9 protein-coding genes are annotated in these 26042 nt (G+C 75.1%); 5 read left to right on the top strand and 4 right to left on the bottom strand.

Annotation, left to right across the window (positions count from 1 at the left end):
• Positions 1–6: 6 nt before the first annotated feature.
• Positions 7–14028 carry an SDR family NAD(P)-dependent oxidoreductase gene (locus PV343_RS09310; RefSeq protein WP_319146345.1) on the bottom strand — a complete coding sequence of 4674 codons (14022 nt, stop codon included), beginning with the start codon at positions 14026–14028 and terminating at the stop codon, positions 7–9.
• Between the two features lie 182 nt (positions 14029–14210).
• Positions 14211–15935: a fatty acyl-AMP ligase gene (locus PV343_RS09305; protein WP_319146344.1), complete on the bottom strand. Its 1725-nt coding sequence runs from the start codon at positions 15933–15935 to the stop codon at positions 14211–14213.
• Between the two features lie 356 nt (positions 15936–16291).
• Here PV343_RS09305 and PV343_RS09300 point away from each other — a divergent pair, with 356 nt between their 5' ends.
• Both PV343_RS09300 and PV343_RS09295 read left to right on the top strand, forming a co-directional pair.
• Positions 16292–17386 (top strand): chemotaxis protein, encoded by a 1095-nt coding sequence (locus PV343_RS09300; protein ID WP_319146343.1) that lies wholly within the window; start codon positions 16292–16294, stop codon positions 17384–17386.
• 144 nt (positions 17387–17530) lie between these two features.
• Positions 17531–18544 carry a Gfo/Idh/MocA family protein gene (locus PV343_RS09295; RefSeq protein WP_319146342.1) on the top strand — a complete coding sequence of 338 codons (1014 nt, stop codon included), beginning with the start codon at positions 17531–17533 and terminating at the stop codon, positions 18542–18544.
• 70 nt (positions 18545–18614) lie between these two features.
• On the opposite strand, the gene PV343_RS09290 is transcribed toward PV343_RS09295, so the two are convergent.
• Positions 18615–19028, bottom strand: coding sequence for an SsgA family sporulation/cell division regulator (locus PV343_RS09290; RefSeq protein WP_319146341.1), 414 nt, complete (start codon positions 19026–19028; stop codon positions 18615–18617).
• Positions 19029–19373: 345 nt separating this feature from the next.
• On the opposite strand from PV343_RS09290, the gene PV343_RS09285 reads away from it, so the two are divergent.
• A complete protein-coding gene (locus PV343_RS09285) occupies positions 19374–20810 on the top strand; it encodes a PP2C family protein-serine/threonine phosphatase (protein ID WP_319146340.1) in 1437 nt (478 codons plus the stop codon).
• Between the two features lie 45 nt (positions 20811–20855).
• Here the strand turns inward: PV343_RS09285 and PV343_RS09280 are convergent, their stop codons facing one another.
• Positions 20856–22349: a hypothetical protein gene (locus PV343_RS09280; protein WP_319146339.1), complete on the bottom strand. Its 1494-nt coding sequence runs from the start codon at positions 22347–22349 to the stop codon at positions 20856–20858.
• A 293-nt stretch (positions 22350–22642) separates the two neighbouring features.
• On the opposite strand from PV343_RS09280, the gene PV343_RS09275 reads away from it, so the two are divergent.
• Together PV343_RS09275 and PV343_RS09270 are read left to right on the top strand one after the other, a co-directional pair.
• Positions 22643–23788 (top strand): aminoglycoside phosphotransferase family protein, encoded by a 1146-nt coding sequence (locus PV343_RS09275; protein WP_319146338.1) that lies wholly within the window; start codon positions 22643–22645, stop codon positions 23786–23788.
• 271 nt (positions 23789–24059) lie between these two features.
• Positions 24060–26030: an N-acetylmuramoyl-L-alanine amidase gene (locus tag PV343_RS09270; RefSeq protein ID WP_319146337.1), complete on the top strand. Its 1971-nt coding sequence runs from the start codon at positions 24060–24062 to the stop codon at positions 26028–26030.
• The last annotated feature ends 12 nt before the right edge of the window (positions 26031–26042 follow it).

Genomic DNA, 26042 nt, shown 5'->3' with positions numbered 1-26042 from the left:
TGTTGCTCACGCCTGCTCCCAGGAGCGGAACGCCCGCAGTCGCTCGGGGTCGGTCACGACGTCCAGCCGCTCGCCGTCCGGGTCGCCGCCGCCGAGCGCGGCCAGCAGACGGCGCGCGGGCGCGTTGCGCGGGGTGCGCTCCGCGGCGATCCGGACCTCGGCGCAGCCCAGCCGTTCGGCCCGGTCGGCGAGCCAGGCCAGCAGGCGCTCCTCGACGCCCCGGCCGAGGGCCCGGCAGCTCATCAGCCACGCGTGGACGTCGAGCCGGTCGCCGTCGGCGCCGACGGCGAGCAGCGCGATCTGGCCGTAGTCGCCGAACCGGTCCCGGGCCGACGCCGTCCACACCTCGCCCCGCTCGCGCCACCGGGCCAGGTCGCCGCCGTCGGCGGACCGGGCGCGCAGGGTGAACTGGTTGGTGCGGCGCACCAGTTGCTCACCGCGCTCCGCGTCCGCGTCCGACAGCTCGCGGATGTCGACCACCAGGTCCAGGTCGGCGAGGAACTCCTCGAACCCGGCGGTCTCCCGGACGGCGTCCCGCTCGCGCTCCTGGGCGTAGAACCGGGCCCGCAGGGCGTCCTCGGCGGTCGCCGCGGCGGGGACGAGCGGCCACAGCCGGTCCAGGAACGCGTCGAGTCCGCCGGCCGGCGGGCAGGTCACGGACAGCACCTGCGGGAGCGCCGCGCGCATCTTGGCGATCTCGGCCGGGTTGTCGTCGAGGAACAGAAAGCTGTCCAGGCCCAGGTCGAGGGTCCCGGCCGCGTCGGCGAGCCGTCCCGGCTTGGGACCCCAGGCCGCGGAGACCACGCTGAAGTGCTCGGCCTTCAGCAGGCTGTCGGGGCGGTCGAGGACGGCACGGACCGTGGCCTCGTCGTTGTTGCTGACCAGCGCGAGCAGCACGCCGGCGGCCCGCCACCGCAGCAGCCTGCGGGCCAGCGAGGCGCGGGGTCCGGTGAGGTCCACGGCGTCCGGGCCGATCTCGCCGGCCACTCCGCCCCACAGGGTCTCGTCGCCGTCGACGGCGATCACCTTGGGCACGGGACGCCGCACCGCCCGTACCGTCTCGGCCAGACGCAGCGCGACGGCGGCCTGGAACTCGGGGGTGAAGGGCAGGTGGGCGAGCCGCTCGGTGCGTTCGTCGAAGCGGTGGTCGACACTGTGGTACCGGGTCCACTCGTCGGGGCCGAGCACGGCGATGCCGGGCAGTCCGGTCAGGTCGGCGGCGACGGCGCGTTCCCACGCGTGGAAGCGGTCCGTGGCCCGGGCGGTCGGCAGGACGCCGACCACGAGCGGCCCGCGGGTGCGCTCGGCGAGGGCTTTCAGGGCGGCCGGGTAGGCGGCGCGCAGTTCGGCGAGGACCGTGTCGTCCACGGCTCCGAACCGTTCCAGGTCGGCGGCCCGCAGCAGGACGACGCGGACGTCGGTGGCCGGGTCGGCGAGGACGCCGGACGGGTCCTGGAGGGCGGCCAGGACCTGGTGGTAGGGCGCCTCGGCGACGGTGGCCCGCTCGTCCTCCAGCGCCGCCCCGCACATCAGCGGCAGGTTGCCGAGGGCGAAGGTGGCGGCGAGGGCGACCCGGGGTCCCGCGACGGGAACCGGCGGGACGGTGCTCACGGACTCCGCAGGTTCCTCAACGGGAGCCGGCAGCGCGGTCCGCACCGGTGCCGTCGCGTCCTCGGCCGTCTCCGCGAGCAGGCGCAGGAACTCCTCGCCGAGCGCGGTGGCGGTGTCGGCGTCCAGGATGTCGGTGTTGTGGTCGAGGCGGACGGTCCCGGCGTCCGGGGTCATGGTGACCATCAGGTCGAGGTCGGTGTGCCCGACCCCGGCGGGCAGCACCTCCATGCGCTTCAACTCGCCGGAGAAACGTACGTAGTTGAAGTACACCTCGACGAGCGGCGCGTCGGCGCGGTGCAGGCCCTGGCGGGCGAGCGTGGCGAGGACGTCGGAGAACATGGCGCCCTTGGCCAGGATCTGGCGCAGCCGCTGGTCGGTGCGGGTCAGCACGTCCGCGACCCGTTCGTGGGCGGCCGCCTGGGCGGGGAAGGGCACGGGGACGCCGAAGAAGCCCACCGCGCCGTACGCGTCGGCGTGGATACGGGTGTCGACGGGCACCGCGAGCACGAACCGCTCCCGCTCCCGTTCCCGGGCCAGCAGCACGGTGAGGGTGCCGAGGCAGAACGCGGCGGGGGTGACGCCGAGGGCGCCCGCGGCCGCCGACACCCGTTCGGTCAGCCCCTCGGGGAGGGCGACCGTGACGCTTCCGGACCGGTAGGAGCGGACGGGCGGCCGCGGGTGGGCGAGGGTCAGGTCGAGGCGTTCGCTGCCCTCGAAGGCCGCGCGCCAGTCGTCGCCGGGGCCGGTGCCGCCGCCCTGCTGTGCCTCGACGAGCAGGTCGATGTCCCGGTTGGTGACGGTGGCGTCGAGCGGGGTGCCGGACAGTTCGGCGTCGATCTCCGCGGCCACGAGGAGCAGGGACTGCAGATCGCTGACGGCGTGGTGGGCGCCGAAGACCAGGATCTGCCCCCGCGGGTCGCCGTCGACGAGTTCGAACCGCCACAGCGGCGGGACGGTGAGGTCGAACGGCGGTTCCAGCAGCAGCCGCAGCCGCTCGGCGGCGTCCGCCTCCGCGGCCTCGCTCCAGCGCAGCAGCGGGGTGGGAGGCCGCCGGTCGACACGGAGCTGCCGGCCGCCCTCGTCGCCGGTGACGACGGCCGTGCGCAGGGCCGCGTGCCGGGCGGCGAGCCGGTCGAGGATACCGGTGAGGGCGTCGCGGGTGGTCGGCGTGGTGAGCCGGACGGCCAGGCCGACGCCGTGGGCGGCGTCGGGCATGTCCGGCTGGGCGCTGCGCAGCAGGCGTACGACGTCCCGGGTGGCCGGGCGCAGTTCGCTCTCCGGGACGTCCTGCCCGGCTCCGGCGCCGCCGGTCCGCTCGGCCGGTGCGGTCCGCTCGGCCGCCGCGGCGCGCTCGGGGAGGGCGGCGGCCAGGGTGCGCGCGAGGCCGCGGACGTCGGTGGCGGAGAACACGTCGGCGGCGGGCAGTTCGACGCCCAGTTCGCGGGCGAAGGCGTTGCGCAGCCGGACCAGCATGAGCGAGTCCAGGCCGAGTTCCTTCAGGGCGGTCGTGGCGAACACGTCCACGGCACCCCCGGACACCTCACCGACGCGGTCCCGTACGTAGGTCTCCAGCCACTCGGCGCGCTCCTGCCCGGAGGTGGCGCCGAACACCCGCCGCACGAGGTCGTCGGTGTCCGCGCCGCCGGCCGGGACGGTGATCAGGTCGGCGAGCAGGGGGCGGCCGCGTGCCGCGTCCGGGTCGAGGGCGAGCAGGTCCCAGTCGAGGGCGATCGGGGCGAGCTGGCGGCGGCCCGAGGCCAGCACCCGTTCGAACAGCTCACCGCCGTCCTGCGGCGAGAACGCGACGAGTCCCGAGCGGCCGGTCTCGGCGGCGCGGGTGCCGGACCCGGCGACCATGCCGACGCCCGACCAGGCGCCCCAGTCCAGGCTGAGCGCCCGGCGGCCGGTCAGGGAGAGGTGGTGGGCCCACGCGTCGAGGAAGGCGTTCGCGGCGGAGTAGGGGCCCTGGCCCGGCGAGCCCAGCAGACCGGCGGCCGAGGCGAACAGGACCAGGTTCCGGGCCTCCGGGACCAGTTCGGTGAGCAGGGCGGTGCCGAGGACCTTGGGCGCGAGGACGCGCCGGACGCGTTCCTCGGTGAGGTTGGCCAGGACGGCGTCGTCCAGGACACCGGCGGCGTGGACCACGGTGACGACGGGGCCGGCGGCGCGCACGCCGTCCAGGGCGGCGGCGAGCGCGGCGCGGTCGGCGACGTCGGCGCGGGCCAGGTGCACGCTGACCCCGCGCTCTTCCAGGTCCCGCACGAAGGCGGCGGCGGCCGCGTCGGGTGTCCCTCGGCTCAGCAGGGCGAGCCGGCGTGCGCCCTGGCGTACCAGCCGTTCGGCGACGACGCGGCCGAGGCCGCCCAGACCGCCGGTGATCAGGTGCACGCCGTCCGGCTGCCCGGGGTCGGCGCCGTCGAGGTCGGGCCGGGTGCGGGCCAGCCGCGGGACGAGGCGGCCGGTGCCCCGCAGGGCGACGAGGCGTTCGTCGTCGGCGTGCCTGAGCTGTGTCCACAGCTGGTCTTCGCCGCCTTCGGCGGGCAGGTCGACCAGGGTGGTGGCGAGTTCCGGGTGCTCCTGGGCCACGGTCAGCCCGAAGCCCCAGGCGAGTGCCTGCTCGGGGCGGGTCACCTCGGTGCTGTCGCCCGCGGGCTGGCTGCCGCGTACGACGACGAACAGGCGCGGTGCCGGGGCCTCGGGCCGCCGGTGCCCGGTGAGGGCGCGGACCAGGTGCAGGGTGGTGAGGCAGCAGTGCCGGGCGGCTTCCTCGGCGGCGCGGGCGTCGGTGACGGGCGGGGCGTCGAGCGCGGTGAGCTGGACCACGCGCGCGGGCGGCGCGTCCGCGAACGCCTCGTCCAGCAGGCGTGACCACTGGGCCGGGTCGGCCGGGTCGAGGACGTGGCGGCCGGGGCCGTCGGTGCCGTACGCGCTGCCCTGGCGGACGACGACGTGCGGGACCGAGTCGCCGAGCCGCCGGGCGAGTTCGTCGGCCGCCCCCGTGCCGTCGGCGAGGATCAGCCAGCCGCCGTCGGCGGGCGGCGCCTGGGCCTCGGGGCGGGGCTGCCACCGTGTCTCGAAGAGAGCGCCGTCCAGCGGGGAGAGCGCGGCGAGCCGGAAGGCGTCCGCCGCCAGCACGAGCCGGCCGTCCTCGTCCCACAGGCGCAGGTCGAGGACGGCGGTGTCGCCGTCCACGGCGCGCAGGTCGCAGGCGGCCCAGGCGGGTGTGGTGCGCAGTCCGGTGAACCGCAGGTGTCCGGCGCCGGCCGGCACGAACGCCCGGCCCTGCGGGGCGGTCGCGGGCAGCGCGGCGGTGTGGAAGGCGGCGTCGAGCGTGGCGGGGTGCAGCAGGTGACCGGCGGCCGGCCGGGCCGCGAGGCGGGCCAGGGCCGTGCCGCCGCCGTCGCGGTGACCGTCGGTCAGGCCGCGGAAGGCGGGGCCGTAGTCGATGCCGAGGGCGGCGAGGCCGGCGTAGACGGCGGGCAGGTCGACCGGCTCGGCGCACCGGGCGCGCAGCGCGGCCAGGTCCGGCTCGTGGCCGGGGTCGGGTGCGGCGGGGCCGGTCAGCAGGCGCCCGGTCACGTGCCGTTCCCACCGGCGCTCACCGGCGGCGGCCGAGGCGACGGAGAAGTCCCGGGAGCCGTCCTCGGCGGGCCGCAGCACGAGTTGCAGCCGTACGGGGCCGCCCGCGTCCAGGCGCAGCGGCTGGACGAACCGGACGTCGGCCAGCCGTGTCTCCGCGCCGTCGGAGAGCGAGGCGGCGGCCTCCAGCACCAGGTCGAGGAAGGCGGCGCCCGGCAGCCACACCTCGCCCGTGACCCGGTGGTCGGTCAGGTAGGCGAAGCGGCTGTCGGCCAGGTCGATCTCGCTCTGGAAGAGGTCGCGGCCGGGTTCGTCGCTGGCCTGGACGTGGGTGCCGAGCAGCGGCGAGGCGCCCGTGGTGCCGGTCCGGACGGGGGCGAGCCAGTGGCGTTCGCGGGCGAAGGCGTAGGTGGGCAGGTCGGCGCGGCGGCCGTGCGGGAAGAGCGCCGTCCAGTCGGGGGTGTGCCCGGCCGTGTACAGCTCCCCCAGCCTGCCGAGCAGGACGTCGTGCCCGTCCCGGCCGCGGCGCAGCGAGCCGATGCCGACCGCGTCGGTCCCGGTTCCGGCGGCGACCGCCTCGATCGCCGAGGTGAGCGAAGGGTGCGGGCTGAGTTCCACGAAGTAGCGGTAGCCGTCGTGCAGCATCCGGGCGATGGTCTCCGCGAAGCGGACCGGCCGGCGCAGGTTGGCGAACCAGTAGGCGGCGTCCAGGTCGGCGCCGTCGACCGGTTCGGCCCGCACCGACGAGTAGAGCGGGGTGGTCGTACGGGCGCCGCCGATGCCGGAGAACCGGTCGAGGAGTTCGTCGCGCAGCGGCTCCATGAGCGGCGTGTGCGAGGCGAACGGCGTCGACAGGACGCGGGCGGGGACTCCCCGTTCCCCCAGTTCGCGGCGGAGCGCGGCGAGCGCCTCGGCCTCGCCGGAGACGGCGGTGGCGCCGGGGCTGTTGACGGCCGCGGTGAACAGGCGGCCGCTGTAGGGCTCCAGCAGCTTCTCGACGTCGGCGGCCGGCAGTTCCACGGCGAGCATGCCGCCGTGCCCGACCAGCGGGACGACGGCCGCGGCCCGGGCGGTGACGGCGGTCACCGCCTCGTCCAGGGTGAGGGCGCCCGCGCAGTACGCGGCGGCGATCTCGCCGAGGCTGTGCCCGACGACGGCGTCCGGGGTGACGCCGAGCTCCCGCCAGGCGGCGGCCAGGGCCGCGTTGAGGGCGAACAGCACGGGCTGGAGGTACTCGGTGCGGTCGAGCGGGGAGAACTCCTCGGGCGCGCGCAGCACGTTGAGCACCGACCAGCCGGCGTGCCGTTCGACGGCGGCGTCGATCCGGGTCAGTTCCGCGCGGAACGCCTCCGACTGGGAGAGCAGTTCCAGTCCCATGCCGGTCCACTGGCCGCCGTGCCCGGCGAAGACGAAGGCGACCTTGCCGGTCTGGTCCTCGCGGGGAGCGGGCAGGGGCCTGCGCCCGCCGCTCGCCGGGTCGAGCGGCTTCAGCGCCGCGAGCAGTTCCTCCCGGTCCCCGGCGACGACCGCCGTGCGCCACTCGAAGTGGCTGCGGTGCGTGGCAAGGGTGCGGGCGACATCCGACAGGTCGGTGCGGGCGACGTCCGACGGGTCGGTTCCGGCGGTGAGGTGCCGGGCGAGCCGGGACGCCTGCCCGCGCAGCCCTGCCTCGCTGCGTGCGGACAGCACGAACAGCCGCTTGCCACCGGGAAGTTCGGACTCCTCCGGCGCCTGCGCCCGCCTGGTGGCCGGAGCTTCCTCCACGACGATGTGGGCGTTGGTCCCGCTGATGCCGAACGCGCTGATCCCGGCCCGGCGCACCCGCTCCCCCGTCGCCGGCCAGGCGACCGGTTCCTGGAGCAGGCTGAGGCCGCTGCCGTCCCACTCGACGTGCCGGCTCGGAGTGCCGGCGTGCAGAGTGGGCGGCAGGGTCCCGTGCCGCAGCGACTGCACGACCTTGATCAGTCCCGCGACGCCCGAAGCCGCCTGGACGTGACCGATGTTGGACTTGAGGGAGCCCAGGTACAGCGGGCGGTCCTGGGGGCGGGTGCCGGCGAAGACCTCGGCCAGGGCGTTGGCCTCGATCGGGTCGCCGAGGGTGGTGCCGGTCCCGTGGGCCTCGACGTAGTCGATGTCGGCGGGGTCGAGCCCGGACTGCCGGAGGGCGCGGCGGATCACCTGCTCCTGGGCCGGGCCGTTGGGCGCGGACAGGCCCTGGCTGCGGCCGTCCTGGTTGACGGCCGTACCGCGCAGCACGGCCAGCACCTCGTCGCCGTCGCGTTCCGCGTCGGAGAGCCGCTTGAGGACGAGCATGCCCGCCCCCTCGGCCCAGATCGCGCCGTCGGCGTCGTCGGAGAAGGAGCGGCAGCGGCCGGTCGGGGACAGACCGCGCAGCCGGCTGAACTCCACGAAGGTCTGCGGGGTCACCATCAGCGTCACCCCGCCGGCCAGGGCCAGGTCGCACTCCCCGGCGCGCAGCGCCTGGGCCGCCAGGTGGGTCGCCACCAGGGAGGAGGAGCAGGCCGTGTCCACGGTCAGCGCGGGGCCGTGCAGGCCGAGCGCGTAGGCCAGCCGGCCGGAGGCGACGCTGAGGGCCGAACCGGTGCCGACGTAGCCGTCGAGCTGGTCGAGCCGGGAACCGGCGAGGTAGTCGCTGCCGAACATGCCGACGTAGACGCCGGTCGTGCTGCCCGCGAGCCTGGCCGGCACGATGCCGGCGCGCTCCAGGGCCTCCCAGGCGGTCTCCAGCAGCAGCCGCTGCTGGGGGTCCATGGCGGCGGCCTCCCTGGGCGTGATGCCGAAGAAGCCCGCGTCGAAGGACTCGATGTCGTCGAGGAAGCCGCCCTCGCGGGCGTAGGACTTGCCGAGGGCGTCCGGGTCGGGGTCGTACAGGGACTCGACGTCCCAGCGTCCGGCCGGGAACGGGCCGACGGCGTCCCGGCCCTCGGCGACCAGGCGCCACAGGCCGTCCGGGTCGGTGACACCGCCGGGCAGCCGGCAGGCCATCGCCACGACGGCGATCGGCTCGTCGGCCGTGGCGGCGGGGGCCGTGACGGGGGCGGCGGGGGCCTGCCGGGCGGTGCCGGGCGTGCCGCCCAGCACCTGGTTCAGCAGGTACGCGGCCAGCCGGTCGACGGTGGGGTGGTCGAAGAGGAGGGTGGCGGGCAGCCGGGCGCCGAGGCGGGCACCGATGCGGTTGCGCAGTTCGACGGCGGTGACGGAGTCCATGCCGAGGTCGCGCAGCGGCTGGTCGGGGCGGACGGACTCGGCCGAGCGCAGCCCGAGGGCGCGCGAGGCCTCGTCGCGGACCAGGGCGAGGACGCGTGCGGCCCGCTCGGCCTCGGGCAGCCGGGCCAGGCGGTCGGCGAGGGCGTCCGCCGCGCCCGGGGTGCGCGGTGCCGGCAGCAGCGACCGCCACAGGGCGGTCGAGGCGGCGCCGGAGGCGCGCAGGCGGGGCAGGTCGAGCGCCCAGGCGACGACGTGCGGGGCATTGCGCCGCAGGGCCAGCGCCACCAGGTCGCGGCCCTGGTCCGGGGTGAGCGCGCGGTGCCCGATCCGGGCCATGCGGTCCAGGTCGGCGTGGGCGGCGGCCAGTCCCTCACCGGCCCAGGCGCCGAAGGACACGGAGATCGCGGGCAGGCCCTGGGCCCGCCGGTGGTGGGCGAGTTGGTCGAGCAGCACGTTCGCGGCCGCGTAGTTGCCCTGTCCGGCGTTGCCGACCACACCCGCCGCCGACGAGACGAGCAGGAACAGGTCGAGCGGGACGCCCGCGGTGAGCCTGTGCAGATGGAGGGCGCCGTCGGCCTTGGGCCGCAGGACCCGCGCAAGACGCTCGGGCGTCAGCTCGGCGATCACGCCGTCGTCCAGGGCCCCGGCGCAGTGCACGACACCGCGCAGGGGCAGCCGTTCCCCGGCGCGCTCGACGGCCTCGGCCACGGCGGCCGGGTCGGTGACGTCGCAGGCGACCACCTCCGCCTCGGCGCCGAGCGCGGCCAGCTCCTCGACCGTGACGGCGGCGCGGGGGTCGTCGGCGCCCTGGCGGGCCGTCAGCACCAGCCGGGGAACCCCGCGCTCGGCGAGCAGACGGGCGATGTGCCGGCCGACGGCTCCCAGACCGCCGGTGATCAGGACGGTGCCGTCCGTGGGCAGGGCCGGGGCCGCGGGGCCCGCGTGCTCCGCCGCGTCCGGGGCGTTCGCCGGACGGGCGCGCACCAGCCGGGGAGCCAGCAAGTTGCCTGCACGGAGGGCGAGTTCGGGTTCGTCAGCCAGTGCGGCGGCGGTCGCGAGCACCGAAGCGGGGACGCCGCCCGGCAGGTCGACTTCGATGTCGATGTCGATGTCGATGTCGATGTCGAGCAGGGTCAGTCCGAGGTCCGGGTGTTCGGCCCGGGCGCTGCGGGCCAGGCCCCACAGGACCGACCGCGCGTAGCCGGGCACCGCGTCGCCGTCGGCGGCGGCGACCGCGCCACGGGTCACCCACACGGTCCGCCGGGGCGCCCGGTCCTCGGGCAGAGCGATGAGCCGCTGGAGTTCGGCGAGCGCGGTGGCCGCCAACTCGTCGGCCGCACAAGCCGGTTCCTCGTCCGCCGCCGCGTCCGGCCAGACCCGTACGACGACGTCGGCGCCCGGCTCGGCCCGTTCGGCCGCGGTCTCCTCGGCGACCGCCGTCCAGGCCACCTCGTACAGGTGCCGCGCGTTCTCCGAGCCCGCGTCGAGGTCGGCCGGGTCCGCCGCGCGCAGCCGTACGTTCTCCAGGCGGCCGGCGGGCAGGCCGTCGGCGTCCCACAGGGTGACGTCCAGGGTGAGGTCGGTGCCGGAGCCGCCGGTGCGCCGCACCCGTGCGGTCAGCTCCTGCCCGCCGCCGGGTGGCAGGACCACGCGGCCCACGGCGACGGGGAGCAGGGCGCGCCCGTCGGCCGGTGCCAGGGCGGCGGTCACGTGGAGGGCGGCGTCCAGCAGGGCCGGGTGCACCGGGTACGGGTCGGTCACGTCTCGGGCGGCGGCGGGCAGGGCGATGCGGGCGAGGAGCTCTCCGTCGCCGGTGGTGACCGCCGACCGTACGGCCTGGAAGGCGGGTCCGTAGCCGAGGCCGAGGGCGGCCAGCCGTGCGTAGGTCTGCTCGGTCCATGCCTCCTCGGCGGTGTCCGGCCGCACCGGCGGGCCGCCCGCCGTGTCCGATACGGGCTCCCCGGCCGAAGCGGTGGCGGTGGCGTGCAGGGTCCAGCCGGGGGCGTCCTGGCCGCGCGGGCGGCTGTGTACGGTCACCTCGGCGCCGGGCGGGGCGGTGACGACCTCGACGGAGACCTCGACGGTGCCCGTCGCGGGGAGCACCAGGGGCGCGAGCAGCAGCAGGTCGGCGACGTCGGCGGGCTCGTCCGGGCGGGCCACGGCGATTGCGGCGCGGCACAGTTCCAGCAGGGTGGTGCCGGAGACGACGGTGCGGCCGAAGACGGTGTGGTCGGCCAGCCAGGCGGCGGTGGCCGGTGACCACTCGTCGCGGAAGGTCCAGCGGGTCTCGTCGGCGGACTGGAGCTGGACGCCGAGCAGCGGGTGCGCGGCCCGGTCGAACAGGGCGGGCCCGGCGGTCGCGGTCTCGGGCTCGATCCAGTGGCGCGGCGCGTCCCAGGCGTAGGTCGGCAGGTCGGCGGTGGCTCCGTCCCGGACCAGCCGCCGCCAGTCGACGCGCCGCCCGTGCACGTGGAGTTCTGCGGTGGCCCGGTCCAGGCCGGCGGGGCCGCTCTCGTCGCGGCGCAGTGAGCCGACCGCGGTCAGATCCTGGCCGGTGTCCTCGCCCACCGTGCGCAGGGCGGTGAGCAGGGAGGGATGCGGGCTCAGCTCGACGAAGTGGCGGTACCCGTCGGCGAGCATGCGCTCGACGGTGGGCGCGAAGCGGACGGTCTCGCGCAGGTTGGTGTACCAGTAGCCCGCGTCCAGTTCCTCGGTGACCGGTTCGCCGGTGACCGTGGAGTACCAGGCGGTGCCGGTGGGGAGGGTGACGACGCCGTCGAGTTCGTCGACGATCCGGTCCCTGACCGGTTCCACCCGGGCGCTGTGGGAGGCGTAGTCGACGTCGAGGCGGCGGACGAAGACCTGGCGTGCTTCGAGGGCGGTGAGCAGGTCCTCCAGCGGTTCGACGGCACCGGCGACGACGGTCGCCCGGCCGCTGTTGACGGCGGCTACCGAGACGTCGTCGCCGAGGAGGTCCGCCACCTCGGTGTGAGGCAGCGCGATGACGGCCATGGTGCCGCTGCCGGACAGTCCGGTCAGGGCCTGGCTGCGAAGGGCGACCACGGCGGCCGCGTCGTTGAGGCTGAGCGCGCCGGCCACACAGGCGGCGGCGACCTCGCCCTGGCTGTGCCCGATCACGGCGTCCGGACGGATGCCCCGGGCCCGCCAGACTGCGGCCAGGGACACCATCACGGCGAACAGGGCGGGCTGTACGACGTCCACCCGGTCCAGGGGCGGGGCGCCGGCGTCGCCGCGCAGTACGGCCGTCACGGACCACTCGGTGAACGGGCGAAGGGCGGCGTCGCAGCGGTCCAGCTCGTCGGCGAAGACGGGGTCCCGGTCCAGCAGGTCGCGGGCCATGCCGGCCCACTGGCTGCCCTGTCCCGGGAAGACGAAGGCCAGCTTCCCGGTGGGGCCCGCCTGCTGGGGGCCCGCGGTGAGGTCGGGGTCGGGCCGCCCGTCCGCGAGGGCGCGCAGGCCGTCGAGGAGCCGGTCGCGGTCGGCCGCCTGGAGCACGGCCCGGTGGTCGAAGTGGGTGCGGTGATGGGCGAGGGTCGCGGCGACCGCGGCGAGGGGCGCCGCCGGGTCCGCCTCCAGCGCGCCGAGCAGCCGGGCGGCCTGGCCGTGCAGGGAGGTGAGGCTGCGGGCGGACAGCGGGAAGAGGGTGGGGGCGGGCAGGTCCGCGGGGCCCTGCCCGGCGGGATCGCGCTGTCCGGCGGAGCCGGGTTCCTCGGCGAGGTCGGCCGGTGCGGTGGGGCCGGTGGGGCTGGGCTCCTCGGCGGGGTCGGTGAGGCCGGGCTCCTCGGCAGGGGCGGCTGGTGCGGTGGGGTCAGCCGGTGCGGCGAGGTCAGCCGGTGCGGCGAGGTCGGTGGGTGCAGCAGCGTCGGTGCGCGCGGCCAGGTCGCGGCCGGAGCCGGCCCGGCCTGCGCTGCCGAGCCCGGCCGGAGGCCGCGAGGACTCCTCGGATTCTTCGGTTCTCTCCGCCCCCTCGGGCTCCTCCAGGATCACGTGCGCGTTGGTGCCGCTGATCCCGAACGCGCTGACGCCGGCCCGGCGCACCCGGTCGGCGGTGCGCGGCCAGGCTCCGCCGGTGCTCTGCACGCGCAGGCCGCTGCCGGTCCAGTCGAGGTGGTCGGTGAGCCGGTCGGCGTGCAGGGACGCCGGAAGTTCCTCGTGGCCGAGGGCGAGGACGGTCTTGATGACACCGCCGATGCCGGCGGCGGCCTGGGCGTGGCCGATGTTCGACTTGAGTGAGCCGATGGCGAGGGGGCGCTCGGCGGGGCGGTCCGGACCGAACACGTTGGCGAGGGCCCGCAGTTCGATGGGATCGCCGAGCGGGGTGCCGGTGCCGTGGGCCTCCACGTGGTCCAGGTCGTGCGGGGTGAGCCCGGCCGCGTCGAGGGCGGCGCGCAGCACCCGTTCCTGCGCCGGGCCGTTGGGGGCGCTGAGGCCCTGGCTGCGGCCGTCCTGGTTGATGGCCGAGCCCTTGACGACGGCCAGGACCCGGTCGCCGTCCCGGCGTGCGTCCGCGAGCCGTTTCAGCAGCACGAGACCGCAGCCCTCGGCCCACACGACCCCGTCCGCGTCGGCGGAGAAGGGGCTGCACCGGCCGGACGGGGACAGCCCGCGCAGCCGGCTGAACTCGACGTGTCCGCGCGGGGTGACCAGCAGCGTGGCCCCGCCCGCCAGCGCGAGGTCGCACTCGCCGCTCGCCAGGGCGCGCGCGGCGAGGTGCAGGGCGACCAGCGAGGAGGAGCAGGCGGTGTCGACGGTCACCGCGGGCCCCTGCAGGCCGAGGGTGTAGGCGATGCGTCCGGAGGCCACGCTGGCCGCGGACCCGGTGCCGACGTGGCCGTCGAGCTGCCCGAGCGGGGCGGCGGCCAGGTAGCCGCTGTCGTAGAGGCCGAGATAGACGCCGGTGGAGCTGCCGTTCAGGGACTGCGGGAGGATCCCGGCGCGTTCGACGGTCTCCCAGGTGGTCTGCAGGAGCAGCCGCTGCTGCGGGTCCATGGCGGCGGCCTCGCGCGGGGAGATCCCGAAGAAGGCCGCGTCGAAGCGGTCGATGCCGCCGTCGAGGAAGCCGCCGCGCAGGGTGTACGCCTTGCCGGTGGCCTCGGGGTCGGGGTCGTACAGGCCGTTGGTCTCCCAGCGCCCGGCCGGCACCTCGCGGACGGCGTCCTCGCCCGCGGCCAGCAGCCGCCACAGCGCCTCGGGGTCGTCGGCGCCGCCGGGGAAGCGGCAGGCCATGGAGATGATCGCCACTTCGTCGCCGGAGCCGCCGCGGGCCGCGCCCGGGCCCGGTGACGGGGCAGGCGCCGATGCGGGGGCCGGTGCCGGGGCGAACACGGCCTCGGCGACGGCGGCGATCGTGGGGTGGTTGAAGACGAGGGACGGTTCGACGGGGCGGCCGGTCAGCGTGCCGAGTTCGGCGGCGAGGGCGACCAAGTGACGTGAGCCCAGGCCGAATTCGGTGAGCGGCCGGTCCGGGTCGATCCGGGCCGGGTCGGTGCCGGCCGCCTCGGCGACGGCCGATGCCAGCCAGGCCCGGGCCCCCTCGGAGGTCGTCAGGGACGGCTCGGGGGTCTGCTTCGGGGACTCGTTCGCAGGCATGGGGGCAGGTGTCCTCGTGAACTCGGTCTCGGTTCCCCGCCGGGCGACGGGCGCTCGGTACGGCGGGGGGCGACGGGTGGTGCGGCACGGCGCGGCCGGACCGCGCGGCCGGTGTGCCGGGGCGGCCCGCGTGACGGTGAGGGGGCCTCCGGCGCGGTCGGGCGCGCCGGAGGCGGGCGGTGTCACGGCACGGCGGGACCGGTGACCACCGCGAGGGTGCCGTCGAGGTACGCCGCCCGGGTGGCGCGGCGCTGGATCTTCCCGCTGGAGGTCTTCGGGATGGTGCCGGGCCGCACCAGGACGACCTCGCGCACGGACAGTCCGTGGGCCTCCCCGACCGTGCCGCGCACCAGGTCGGTGATCTTCTCGGCCTCGCCGGCGTCGTCCGGGGCGATCTCCGCGACCAGGACGGGCTGTTCGCCGTCGGCTCCGGCGTCCACGGAGAACGCCGCGGTGCAGCCGGGGCGCAGCGCGGGGTGGGACAGTTCGGCGGTCAGCTCCAGGTCCTGCGGGTAGTGGTTGCGGCCGTCGACGACGAGGAGGTCCTTGAGCCGGCCGGTGACGAAGAGTTCGCCGTCGCGCTGGAAGCCGAGGTCGCCGGTGCGCAGGAACCGGCCGTCGCGGCCCGGGAGCTGGGCGCGGAAGGTCTCGCGGGTGGCGAGGGCGTTGCGCCAGTAGCCCTTGGCGACGCTCGCGCCGCCCACCCAGATCTCGCCCACCTCGCCGTCGGAGAGCTCCTTGTGCCACTCGGGGTGGACGATCGCGACGGTGACGCCGGGCCCCGGTCGGCCGCAGCCGACGGTGGCCGCGTCGGCCTCGCCGGCGTTCGGGGTGCCCTCGGCCGCGGCGAGCAGCGTGGGCGCGGTGTCCACGTCGCCGCCGGTGACCATCAGGGTGGCCTCGGCGAGGCCGTAGCAGGGGTAGAGGGCCTCGCGGCGGAAGCCGGCCGGGGCGAAGGTGTCGGCGAAGCGGCGCAGCGTGGCCGCGCGGACCGGCTCGGCGCCGTTGAAGGCGAGCTTCCAGGAGCTGAGGTCGAGGCGGTCGATCAGGTCGGGGCCCGCCTGCTTCAGGCACAGCTCGTAAGCGAAGTTGGGGCCGCCGCTGGTGTGCGGGCGGTAGCGGCTGACCGCGGTGAGCCAGCGGTCCGGCCGCTGCAGGAAGTGCAGGGGGGAGAAGAGGGTGGCGGTGGCGCCGAGGTACACCGTGTTCAGGACGGGGCCGATGAGCCCCATGTCGTGGTAGACCGGCAGCCAGCTGACGAACAGCTCGTTCCCGTGCTCGGCGAGCGCCTCGGGGGTGTGGCCCATGCGCTCGGTGATGACCCGCTCGTTGTCGAGCAGGTTGCCGTGGGTGACCGCGACGCCGCGCGGGGCCGAGGTGGAGCCGGAGGTGTACTGGAGGAAGGCGACGGAGTCCGCGGTGAGTTCGGGTTCCCGCCAGCCGGCGGCCGCGTCGTCGGTGATGTCCTCGGTCGCGACGCGGGCGATCCCGTCGAGGTCGGGGAGGTGCTCGGCCATGTCGTCGAGCGCGGCGATCACCTCGCGGCCGCCCAGGATGACCTTGGCGTCGGCGTCGGCGACCAGGCGCTTCATCCGGGTCAGCGCGCGGTGGTTCTGCGCGCGGCCCTGCGGGGGCACGCCCGGTACGGCGATCACGCCGGCCGACAGGCAGCCGAGGTAGGCGCAGACGAACTCCAGGCCGGGCGGGTGGAGCAGCATGGCGCGGGATCCGGCCAGCCCGCGCTCCTGCAGCCAGGCGGCGACCGCGCGGGCCCGGGTGGCGAGCCGGCCGTAGGTGAGTTCCTGGATCTCTCCGTCGCAGTCACCGGTGACGAGGTGGCGGTACGCGACGCGCTCGGGATGGTTCGAGGCATGGGCGGTCAGTAAATCGACCAGGGAACGTGCCATGGGACGAGTCACACCTGTCTGAAGAGGCGGGCGCGGAAAGTGAGTTCGAGAACCCGGACCGCACGGGCGGGTCGCCGGCCGTGGCCAACCCGGCCCCCTTGCCGGGTTGTTGTGTTCGGCTCCCGCCCGGGGAGCCGCGCGTCGGCAGCTGCGCGTGATCCCCCCGCAGCGCTCCGCTACCAACGAGTAGCACCATAGCAAGTCCGTTCGGCCGGAAGGCCGGACGTAGGTGAACGCCGTGTGTCCAAGGGAGTTGGACCAGCGTGCACACAGCGCATGCGATCTACGACACAGTGCGTTCGGTCGTCCGTTCCGCCCCGAATGCCGGAGAGATGATTCCGCCCTATCGTGCTGTCATGGAGCACGCACTCAGTCCCGCAACCCTCGCCGAACTGCGGCGCCCGCGTCCCTACCCGGCGGTGTCCGTACTGACACCGACGCACCGCCGCGAACCCGAGAACGGCCAGGATCCGGTCCGCCTGCGCAACGTGGTGGCCGAGGCCAGGAAGCGGCTGGAATCCGATCCCGCGGTCAGCCGGGAGCGGCGCGCCGACGTCGTGGCACAGCTCGACCGCGCGCTGTCGGAGGTGGACCTGGCGCACGCCGAGGACGGCCTGGTGATCTTCGCCGCCCCGGGTGAGCACCAGGTCTGGTCGCTGTCCCGCAGCGTTCCCGAACGGGTCGTCCTGTCCGACACCTTCCTCACCCGCAACCTGGTCTCCGCACAGGCCGCCGAGCATCCCTTCTGGGTGCTGGCACTCTCCGCCGACCGCATCACTTTGTGGAGCGGCGGAACCGAGGGGGTGGTCGAGGCGCGCACCGGCGGGTTCCCGCTGATCCGTGTCCGGGAGAACTTCGACGCCGAGCGCCAGCAGCGCATCGGCGACCTGCCGAGCACCTTCCGCGACGAGGGCACCCGTCAGTTCCTGCGCGAGGCGGACACCGCACTCGGCACGGTCCTGCGCGACCAGCCCCGCCGGATCTACATCACCGGCGAGGAGGCGGCGCTGGCCCTGCTCGACGAGGTCGGCGGCGCCGCCGGGGACGCCGTCCACGTACGGCACGGCGGCCTGGCCAACGCCGGCCCGGAGGCCGTGTGGCAGGCCATCGCGCCGGTGCTGGAGGCCGAGACGCGCAGAAGCACGGCCTCGGTGCTCCGGGAGCTGACGGCGGCGCGCGGCCGCCGGACGTACGCGGCCGGGCTGGACGAGCTGTGGCAGAGCGCCCGGGACGGCCGCATCCGGCTACTGGCGGTGGAGGAGAACTTCCGCGCCGCGGTCCACGACCTCGGTGAGCACATCATGCCCGCCGAGCCCGGCGATCTGGACGCCCGCGACGACATCGTGGACGAGATCGTCGAGCAGTGCCTGGAGACGGGCGCCGAGGTCCGCTTCGTCCCCGACGGCGCCCTGGGCGACGCCGACGGGCTCGCGGGGGTGCTGCGTTACTGAGGCACCTCCTTCCGGGGCCCGGGGCCGGCAGCCCCGGGCAACCCCCGGGTCAGGCACTCCCCACGGGCGCCGCGCAGGCGCCCGGGGGCGCTCCCTCCGGCGGCGTACGCTACGGCGAGATCGTCGGCGAGAGGGAGCACGCGCGTGGGTGACCTGCTGGGTGTGGCCGTACTGGGTGCCGGGCACATGGGCGCCGACCATGTCCGGCGCCTCGACCAGGTGGTGAGCGGCGCCAGGGTGGCCGCCGTCGCCGACCCCGATGCCGACCGGGCCCGGAAGGCGGTGGCCGGAGTGGACGGTGCCGTCGTACACACGGACCCGGTGGCCGCGCTCGACGCGCCCGGTGTGTCCGCCGTCCTGATCGCCTCTCCGGGCCCCGCGCACGAGGCGGCGCTGCTCGCCGCCTTCGCGCGCGGGCTGCCCGTGCTGTGCGAGAAGCCCATGGTGCCGGACTCCGCGGGCGCCCTGCGGGTGCTGGAGGCCGAGGCCCGGCTCGGCCGCCGGCTGGCGCAGATCGGCTTCATGCGCCGCTACGACGCCGAGTACCAGCGGCTGAAGGCGCTGCTGGACGAGGGCCGCCTCGGCCGCCCGCTCATGCTGCACTGCACCCACCGCAACGTCTCCTCGCCCGAGCACTTCACCAGCGCGATGCTGATCAACAGCTCCGTGTCGCACGAGATCGACGCGGCCCGCTGGCTGCTCGGGCAGGAGCTGACGGCGGTCACCGTGCTGCGCCCGGCGCCCTCGGCGGGGGCGCCGCGGGGCCTGGCCGACCCGCAGTTCGTGCTCTTCGAGACCGAGCGCGGCGCCCTGGTCGACGTGGAGGTGTTCGTCAACTGCGGCTTCGGCTACCAGGTGCGCTGCGAGGCCGTGTGCGAGGCGGGCAGCGCCCGGATCGGTGACGGGCACACCATGGTGGTCACCGCGGGGGGCGGCGCCACCGAGGAGGTGGCGCAGGACTACCTGGTCCGGTTCGCCGACGCCTACGACCGCGAGGTGCAGAGCTGGGTCGACGCCACCCGGCGTGGCCTGGTCACCGGGCCGGGCGTCTGGGACGGCTACGCGGCCTCCGTCGTCGCCGAGGCGGGGGTCCGGTCGCTGGAGAACGGCGGCCGGGTGGCCGTCGACCTGGCCCCGCGCCCGGCGCTGTACCGCTGAGCGCGCCGGCCGCCGCGGTCCCGGCCGCGCCGCGGAGCACGCGTTGGCGGTCGAGGTCGGTGCCCATGGCTCACACCCCGCCGAACAGCGCGCTCAGTCCGCGTTCCACGACCGCCCCGACGTCCTCGAGGCCGGCCGGCACGGCGGCGTAGGTGCGCAGCAGGAAGCGGCGCAGCGCCGAGGTCGGGAACTGGAGCAGGGCGAGGCCGCACGGCGAGTGGAGTTCCAGGACCGTGCGGGTCCGGCCGTAGGGCCAGATCTGCACGTCCCCGTGTCCGGCCGGGCTCCGCAGTCCCTGGTCCAGCAGCGTGCGGGCGAAGGTCCAGGTGACCTCGTCGCCCGCCAGGGTGGCCTCGGGCGGGAAGACCACGAAGACGGCCAGCGGATCGTCCGCCGTGTAGCGCAGGACGGCCGACACCGGGAGCTCCACGTCGTCGGGTGTGATGAGCCGGGCATGGGCGGGCTGCTCGATGATGAGGTCCATGCTTGTAAGGAGTCGCCGGGTGCCGTTCCCAGGACGTTGATTCCGGACAGAGTTGGTGCGCGTCGGCTGTTCGACGCATCATGGAACACCTGAGCGTCGAACAGGCGACTGAGCGCTACTCCGGAGCCCTCGCCCCTCGGCCAAATCCCGTACGGCGACTACGACTTGAGCTCCCGAACGCGTACACATGACAGGTGCGCGAAGCACGCCGGGAAGACTCTGGCATATGCCTGAAGCACCACCGTATCGTGTGTCGCCGAATCCCTTACAGGGCGTCGCGGGCTGTGCGACAGTCGTAGCGGTCCCCCCGTCCTCCCTGGCCGTACCATCCCACCGGAGTGCGTCATGCCGTCCCCAGTCTCCGCGGACCGCTCAGCCGCCCAGCCGCCCGGGCGCGGCTCGGTCGAGGCGTTGATCACGCAGACACGGCGGCTCAAGGGCGACGTCGACGCCGTACGCCGGGACACCCGGAGCGACGGCTCGGAGCCCGAGGAGCGCTGGCAACGGGCTCTGTACGACCTCGCCCTCCACCAACTCGACGACCTGGACGGCCACTTGGCGCAGCTTCGGGACGGCCCGGAGCCCGTCCCGGCCGCAGCGCCCGCCGCTTCTCCCCCCGCTCCCCCGGCGCCGGCGCCCGGCGCCGCGCGCGGCTCGCTGCTCAGCCGGGTCGGCAGCGCGGAGTGGAACCTGCTCACGGACGAGGCGAGCTGGTCCGGCGAGCTGTACCAGATCCTGGGCCTGGACCCGGCGGGTCCGGCACTCACCCTCGACGAACTGCCCTCCGTGGTCCTCGCGGAGGACCGGCCGAAGCTCACCACGATGGTGACGGACTGCCTGGTCGACGGCAGGCCGATCGACGGCGAGTTCCGCGTCGTACGGCCCGACGGCTCGGCGCGGACCGTGCACATGATGGGCGAGCCGGTGCTCGGCGCCGACGGCGGCACCGCCTCGATGTGGGCCGTGCTCCGCGACGTCAGCGAACTGCGCCGCCACCGGCGGGAGGTGAGCGAGACCCGTGACTCGCTCCGGCTCCACCGGCGGCAGGAACAGACCGAGCACCGGCTGGCGGTCGAGCTGCAGGAAGCCGTGCTTCCGCCATGGCGCGGCTCCCTGCGGCTCCCCCACCGGGGAGCCCCGGCCCTCGACCTGGCCGCCCACTACCTGCCCGCCGCGACGAACGCCCTGGTCGGCGGCGACTGGTACGACGCGCTGGAGCTGGCGGACGGCGCGACGCTGCTCAGCGTCGGCGGCCTGACCGGCCACGGGGTGGCCGTCACCTCCGGGATGGCGATGCTGCTCGGCGCCGTGCGCGGCATGGCGATGGCCGGCACCCAGCCCGGCCAACTGCTATCCCTGCTCAACCAGTTACTCGACGCCACCGTGCAACCGGCCCTCGGCAGCGCCGTCTGCTGCCGGTACCGGCCCGAGACCCGCACCCTGACATGGGCGCGCGCGGGACACCCCGCCCCGCTGCTGTACCGCGACGGGACGGGGCGCACGCTGGACGCACCTGAGGGCGTCCTGCTCGGCGCCACCACGGGCGCCGCCTACGGGCAGGCGGAGGTGACCCTGGAACCCGGCGACCTGCTCCTGCTGCACACCGACGCTCTGGTGTCCGGGCACGCCGGGACGACCGCCGTCGACCGCCTGCTCGACCTCGCCCCCCGCTTCGGTGCGGCACGCGCCGCACAGGACTGCGTGCGGTCGGTCGTGGAGGAGTTCGGCGGAGCCGAGCGCGAGGACCACGCCTGTGTGCTCGTCGCCAGGGTCACGGCCTGAAGCAGCACCACGGCCCGAACCGGAAGCCGGACCACGCACCAGCCCTCAGGCCGGTGCGCCGCTGTCGCGACCGCTCCTCGGCTTCGGCAGGGCGAACCTGATCTCCTCCCGCAGCTCGTGGATCCGCGGATAGCCGGCGTACTCCGCGGTCAGCCGGTACATCTCCCGCAGCCGGTCCCAGGTGCGCCGGGAGGAGTTGGACCCCATCGACATCAGGGCCAGTCTCGCGTACCGGTCGGCCTGTTCCGGGTCGTCGGCGATGAAGCAGGCCGAGGCCATGGACAGATGGTCGAAGATCTTCGACCGCTCCCGTCCGTCGACCCGGAGCGCCAGCGCCTTCTCCGCGTAGTACTGGGCGTGCGCGGCCGCCGCGGGGTCGAAATCCGCGAGCGTGCGGTAGGCGAGGGCCTGCATGCCGTACAGATCCTCGTCCTTGAAGGTCTGCATCCAGTCCGGCGCCTGCGCGTCCTGCCGGTCGGAGACGAAGAGGTCCTCCGCCTGACCGAGCGTGCGGCGCATCGCCTGCCCCTTGCCCATCGACGCCTGCGCCCAGGCCTCGATGGTGTGGAACATCGCCTTCGTGCGCGGTTGCAGCTGCTCCCCCGCACCGGACTGGGCGAGCTTCATCAGGTCCAGCGCGTCGTCGGGCCGGCCCAGGTGCACCATCTGCCGGGCCGCCCGGGACAGGGCCTCACCGGCACGCGGCCGGTCACCGCCCTCGCGCGCGGCGTGGGCGGCGATGACGAAGTACTTCTGCGCCGTGGGTTCCAGGCCGACGTCGTGCGACATCCAGCCCGCGAGGACGGCCAGGTTGGCGGCGACGCCCCACAGGCGCCGCTGGAGATGGGGTGGGTGGTGGTAGGCGAGCATGCCGCCCACCTCGTTGAGCTGGCCCACGACCGCCTTGCGCTGGAGCCCGCCTCCGCGGGCCGCGTCCCAGGCGCGGAACACCTCGACCGAGCGCTCCAGTTCCTCGATCTCCTGCGACCCGATGGGGGCGGCCTCATAGCGGTCGAACCCAGCGGGGTCGGCGTGCAGGGGGTCGTGGACGACGGGGGCGTCGGCCTTCAGTGTCGGGTCGGTGTGCAACCAGTCGTGCATGGCGCTGCTGAGTGTGGATCCCGCGGCGAGCGCGGCACCCGCGCCCACCAAGCCGCGTCGGTTGAGCATGAGGTCCATTCCCGTGAATTCGGTGAGGACCGCGGCGGTCCGTTCGGGCGCCCACGGCACGCCGTCGGGATGTTCCTCCACCCCGTCGCCCTGCCGTTTCCCCGCACGCCCGTGCCGCACCAGACCTAGGTCCTCGATGGTCACGACACGGCCGAGACGCTCGGTGAACAGAGCCGCCAGCACCCGTGGCACCGGATCGCGCGGGATCTCTCCCGTGTCGATCCAACGCCGCACCCGGGAGGTGTCGGTCGACAGCTGGGGGTGGCCCATGGCCGCCGCCTGCTTGTTGACCAGCCTCGCGAGTTCCCCTTTGGACCAGCCGGCCAGGCCGAACAGGTCCGCCAGGCGGGTGTTGGGTTGTCCGCTCACGTCAAGCCCCCAGGTTCTCGGCTGAGTTGACAGTAGACCCGTGGAGGTTGCCGAGCGACTATTCGCCAGGGTTCGCCAGGGTGCGCCAGATGGTGTGCCACTGGTCATCGGGTGTCGAGTAGGAACGCGCCACCCCGACCCGGCTTCTGGCCTATGCGACGGGCACATTCCCCAGGATGTGCCCGGGCGGCCGGGGCGGGTGGGCGCACGCTCGGAACACGCGGCTGGACAGGTGTTCCGCGCACAGACTTACAGGCAGGCACCGCAGGCACACGAAGGGATCTGTATCTCCCATGTACGCAGCATCGTCCTCCGTGTCCGCTCCGCCCCGGCCCCTGCGTTCCCGCCCGGCGGGCGGCGGGCCGTACCTCGACCCGGCGGCGCGGCCGGCGGCCCCCGTGCTGGGCGCGGGCCGGCTGCGGCGCGTTCCGGGCCAGGCCGGTCCCCAACCGGTCAGCGGCAGACTCGACTTGTCCGGGCCCCAGGGCGCGCAGCTGCGCGCCGCGATCGCCTCGGTGCACCGGATCTGCCCGGAGTTCGCTCCGGTGCAGGTGCTGCGCCGCAGCGGACGCACCGTCCTGCTGGTCGGGACGACGGGACGCAGTACGGCCGTGGCCAAGTGTCTCCTCGACCCGTCGCCCGCCTGGGCGGACCGGATCCGCCACGAAATAGCCGCATACCGCTCGTTCGTCCGGCACCGGCCGCCTGTGCGGGTGCCGAGGCTGATCGCGGCGGACCCGGACAACTGCACCCTGGTGATCGAGCGCATGGCGGGCCGTGCGGCGGCGCTGCAGCGGCATCCGCTGGAGGCACCGCCCCGGCCGGACATCCGGGCCGCGCTCGGTGCGATCTGCCGGCTGAACGCGTGGCGCCCCCCGGCGGGCACCTTCGACGCGCCCCTGGACTACGCGGCCCGAATCGCGCGGTACCACGAACTGGGGCTGCTGACCGACCGGGACCTGGGCGACCTGCAGAAGCTGCTGCACGGCATCGCGCACGCGGCGGGCCGCCAGGGGATGGGCCAGTTCTGCCACGGCGACGCCCTGCTCTCGAACATCCTGCTCTCACCGGCCGGTCCAGTGCTGGTGGACTGGGAGCACGCGGGCTGGTACCTGCCGGGGTACGACCTGGCGACGCTGTGGCTGGTGCTGGGGGACGCACCGGTCGCCCGACGCCAGATCAGCCAGATCGCCCAGTCGGCGGGCCCGGCCTCCCGGGACGCCTTCCTGGTGAACCTGATGCTGCTGCTGACCCGGGAGATCCGCACCTACGAGACGGCCGTGCAGCGTTCGATGCACGATACGGCCCCGGCGGCACCGGGCACGGCCCACCCGGGTGCTGCGCCGTCCGGCGAGGAACAGCGGCTGCTGCTCAGGCGGCTGCACGACGACTGCCAGCTGGCCCGCCGGGCCGTGCGAGCGGCGGTCGGCACTCGCTGACGGGGACGACGGCTCCGCGGTGCGCCAGAGCGGCGGCGCACCGCGGACCTTCGTATGTGCGGGCACATGCCGTTTCCCGGTGCCCAGTGGTGTACTCCACTGACGCCCCGCAGGCCCGCGCGCCGCCGTGGCGAAACTCGCCGAACCCCTTCGTGACGTGGGAAATCTCGTGCCCCGGGGCATCATTGACGGATCGTCGGCAAGCCGGTACCACTGGTCCAGCTCGGCGCCGCCCCGTCCCGCCACGCCCCGCCCGTCACAGGAGGCCGCATTGCGAGGATCCGCCACCGACCCCACGACCACCCCTGGCCACAGACACCGGAGGCGGACGGCCGGCACGCTCGCTTCGGCGGCCCTGCTGCTGCCGCTGCTCGGCGCGGCCCCGGCCCAGAGCGCCCCGGAACCCTCCGCCGGCCGGCTCCAGCAGGCCTTCGCCACGGCGTCGGCCGAGTACCACGTGCCGCAGAGTGTCCTGCTGGCCGTCTCCTACCTCCAGTCCCGCTGGGACTCGCACGCCGGCGCGCCCAGCGTGACCGGGGGCTACGGCCCGATGCACCTCACCGACGCCCGTACCGCGCTCGCCACGACCGAGCACTTCGCCGAGGGCACGGAGGACGCCCGCGGCGACAGCGCCCGCGCGGCCCTGCACCCCCGCGTCGAGGTGCCCGCGGACCGGGCGCTGCCGGCCCGTCTGCGGACGCTGCCCCGGGCGGCGGAGCTGACGGGGCGTCCGGCGGCGGAGCTGCGCACCGATCCGGCCGCCAACGTCGCCGGCGGCGCGGCCCTGCTGGCCGCCGCGCAGAAGGAGCTGGGCGAGCCGGCGAGCGCGGACCCGGCGGCCTGGTACGGCGCGGTGGCCCGCTTCTCCGGCGCGGACGACACCGCGACCGCGGCGGCGTACGCGAACGACGTGTACGACGTGCTGCGCACCGGCGAGGAGCGCGTCACGGACGACGGCCAGCGGGTCGCCCTCGCCGCCCGGCCGCACCTGAGCGCCGACACCTCCCAGCTGCGGCGCACGGGCCTGCGCACGGCCCCGGCGGCCGACACCGAGTGCCCGCGGTCGGTGTCCTGCGAGTGGATCCCGGCGCCGTACGCCCAGTTCGGGAACGACGACTACGGCAACCACGACCTCGGCGACCGGCCGGCGTCGCAGCGGATCAAGTACATCGTCATCCATGACACCGAGGGCGCCTGGGACGGCGTGCTGAACCTGATCCAGGACCCGACCTACGTGTCCTGGAACTACACGATCCGGTCGACCGACGGTCTGATCGCCCAGCACGTCAAGGCGAAGGACGTGGCGTGGCACGCGGGCAACTGGGACGTCAACGCCCGGTCCGTCGGCATCGAGCACGAGGGCTTCCTCGCCGCGCCGGACGCCTGGTACACGGAGGCGATGTACCGCTCCTCGGCCCGGCTGGTGCGGTACCTGTCCCGTGCCTACGACATCCCGCTGGACCGGCAGCACATCCTCGGCCACGACAACGTGCCGGGGCCGACCACGTCCACCATCCCCGGGATGCACACCGACCCGGGCCCGTACTGGGACTGGGCGCACTACTTCCAGCTGCTGGGGCGCCCGTTCCACCGCACGGGCGGCAAGGGCTCACCGCTGGTGACGATCCTGCCGGACTACGCGTCGAACCAGCCGGTGTACACCGGCTGCACCACCAAGGGCGAGCCCTGCACGGCGCACGGCTCCAGTGAGGTGCGGCTGTACACCGACCACGACGTGAACGCGCCGCTGGTCAAGGACATCGGCCTGAAGACCGACCCGACCGCCGGGGTGAACGACCTCTCCTCCCGGGTCTCCACCGGTCAGCAGTACGCGGTCGCCGACCGCTGGGGCGACTGGACGGCGATCTGGTACCTCGGGCAGAAGGCCTGGTTCGAGAACCCGCGCAAGGACCCCACGGCGGTGCGGGCGTCCGGGCCGGTCGTCACCCCTGAGGACGGGGCGGCGAGCGTGCCGGTGTACGGCAGGGCGTACCCGGAGAAGGAGGCGTACCCGGCGGGGGTACCCGCGCAGTCGGTGGTCCCGCTGCCCTACACGATCCCCGCGGGGCAGTCGTACGTGGTCGGTGACGAGATGCCGGGCGAGTACTACTACGCGGTCACCTTCACCACCGACTCGCACCGGGTGGTGGTCGGCAAGGACCTGTACTACGAGATCCAGTACGGCCACCGGGTGGCGTTCGTGCGCGCCGCGGACGTCCGCCTGGTGGGTTCCGGCCGCTAGCCGGGGCCGGTC

This window comes from Streptomyces sp. WI03-4A, assembly GCF_033792105.1.
GTDB lineage: Bacteria > Actinomycetota > Actinomycetes > Streptomycetales > Streptomycetaceae > Streptomyces > Streptomyces collinus_A.
The sequence above is the reverse complement of the archived record's forward strand: the minus strand, read 5'-3'. Positions and strand labels throughout refer to the sequence as shown.

Coding starts and splice junctions, on each gene's coding strand:
- PV343_RS09290 (WP_319146341.1), bottom strand. CDS start 19,028: ATGGACCTCATCATCGAGCAGCCCGCCCATGCCCGGCTCATCACACCC.
- PV343_RS09300 (WP_319146343.1), top strand. CDS start 16,292: ATGGAGCACGCACTCAGTCCCGCAACCCTCGCCGAACTGCGGCGCCCG.
- PV343_RS09285 (WP_319146340.1), top strand. CDS start 19,374: ATGCCGTCCCCAGTCTCCGCGGACCGCTCAGCCGCCCAGCCGCCCGGG.
- PV343_RS09275 (WP_319146338.1), top strand. CDS start 22,643: ATGTACGCAGCATCGTCCTCCGTGTCCGCTCCGCCCCGGCCCCTGCGT.
- PV343_RS09305 (WP_319146344.1), bottom strand. CDS start 15,935: ATGGCACGTTCCCTGGTCGATTTACTGACCGCCCATGCCTCGAACCAT.
- PV343_RS09310 (WP_319146345.1), bottom strand. CDS start 14,028: ATGCCTGCGAACGAGTCCCCGAAGCAGACCCCCGAGCCGTCCCTGACG.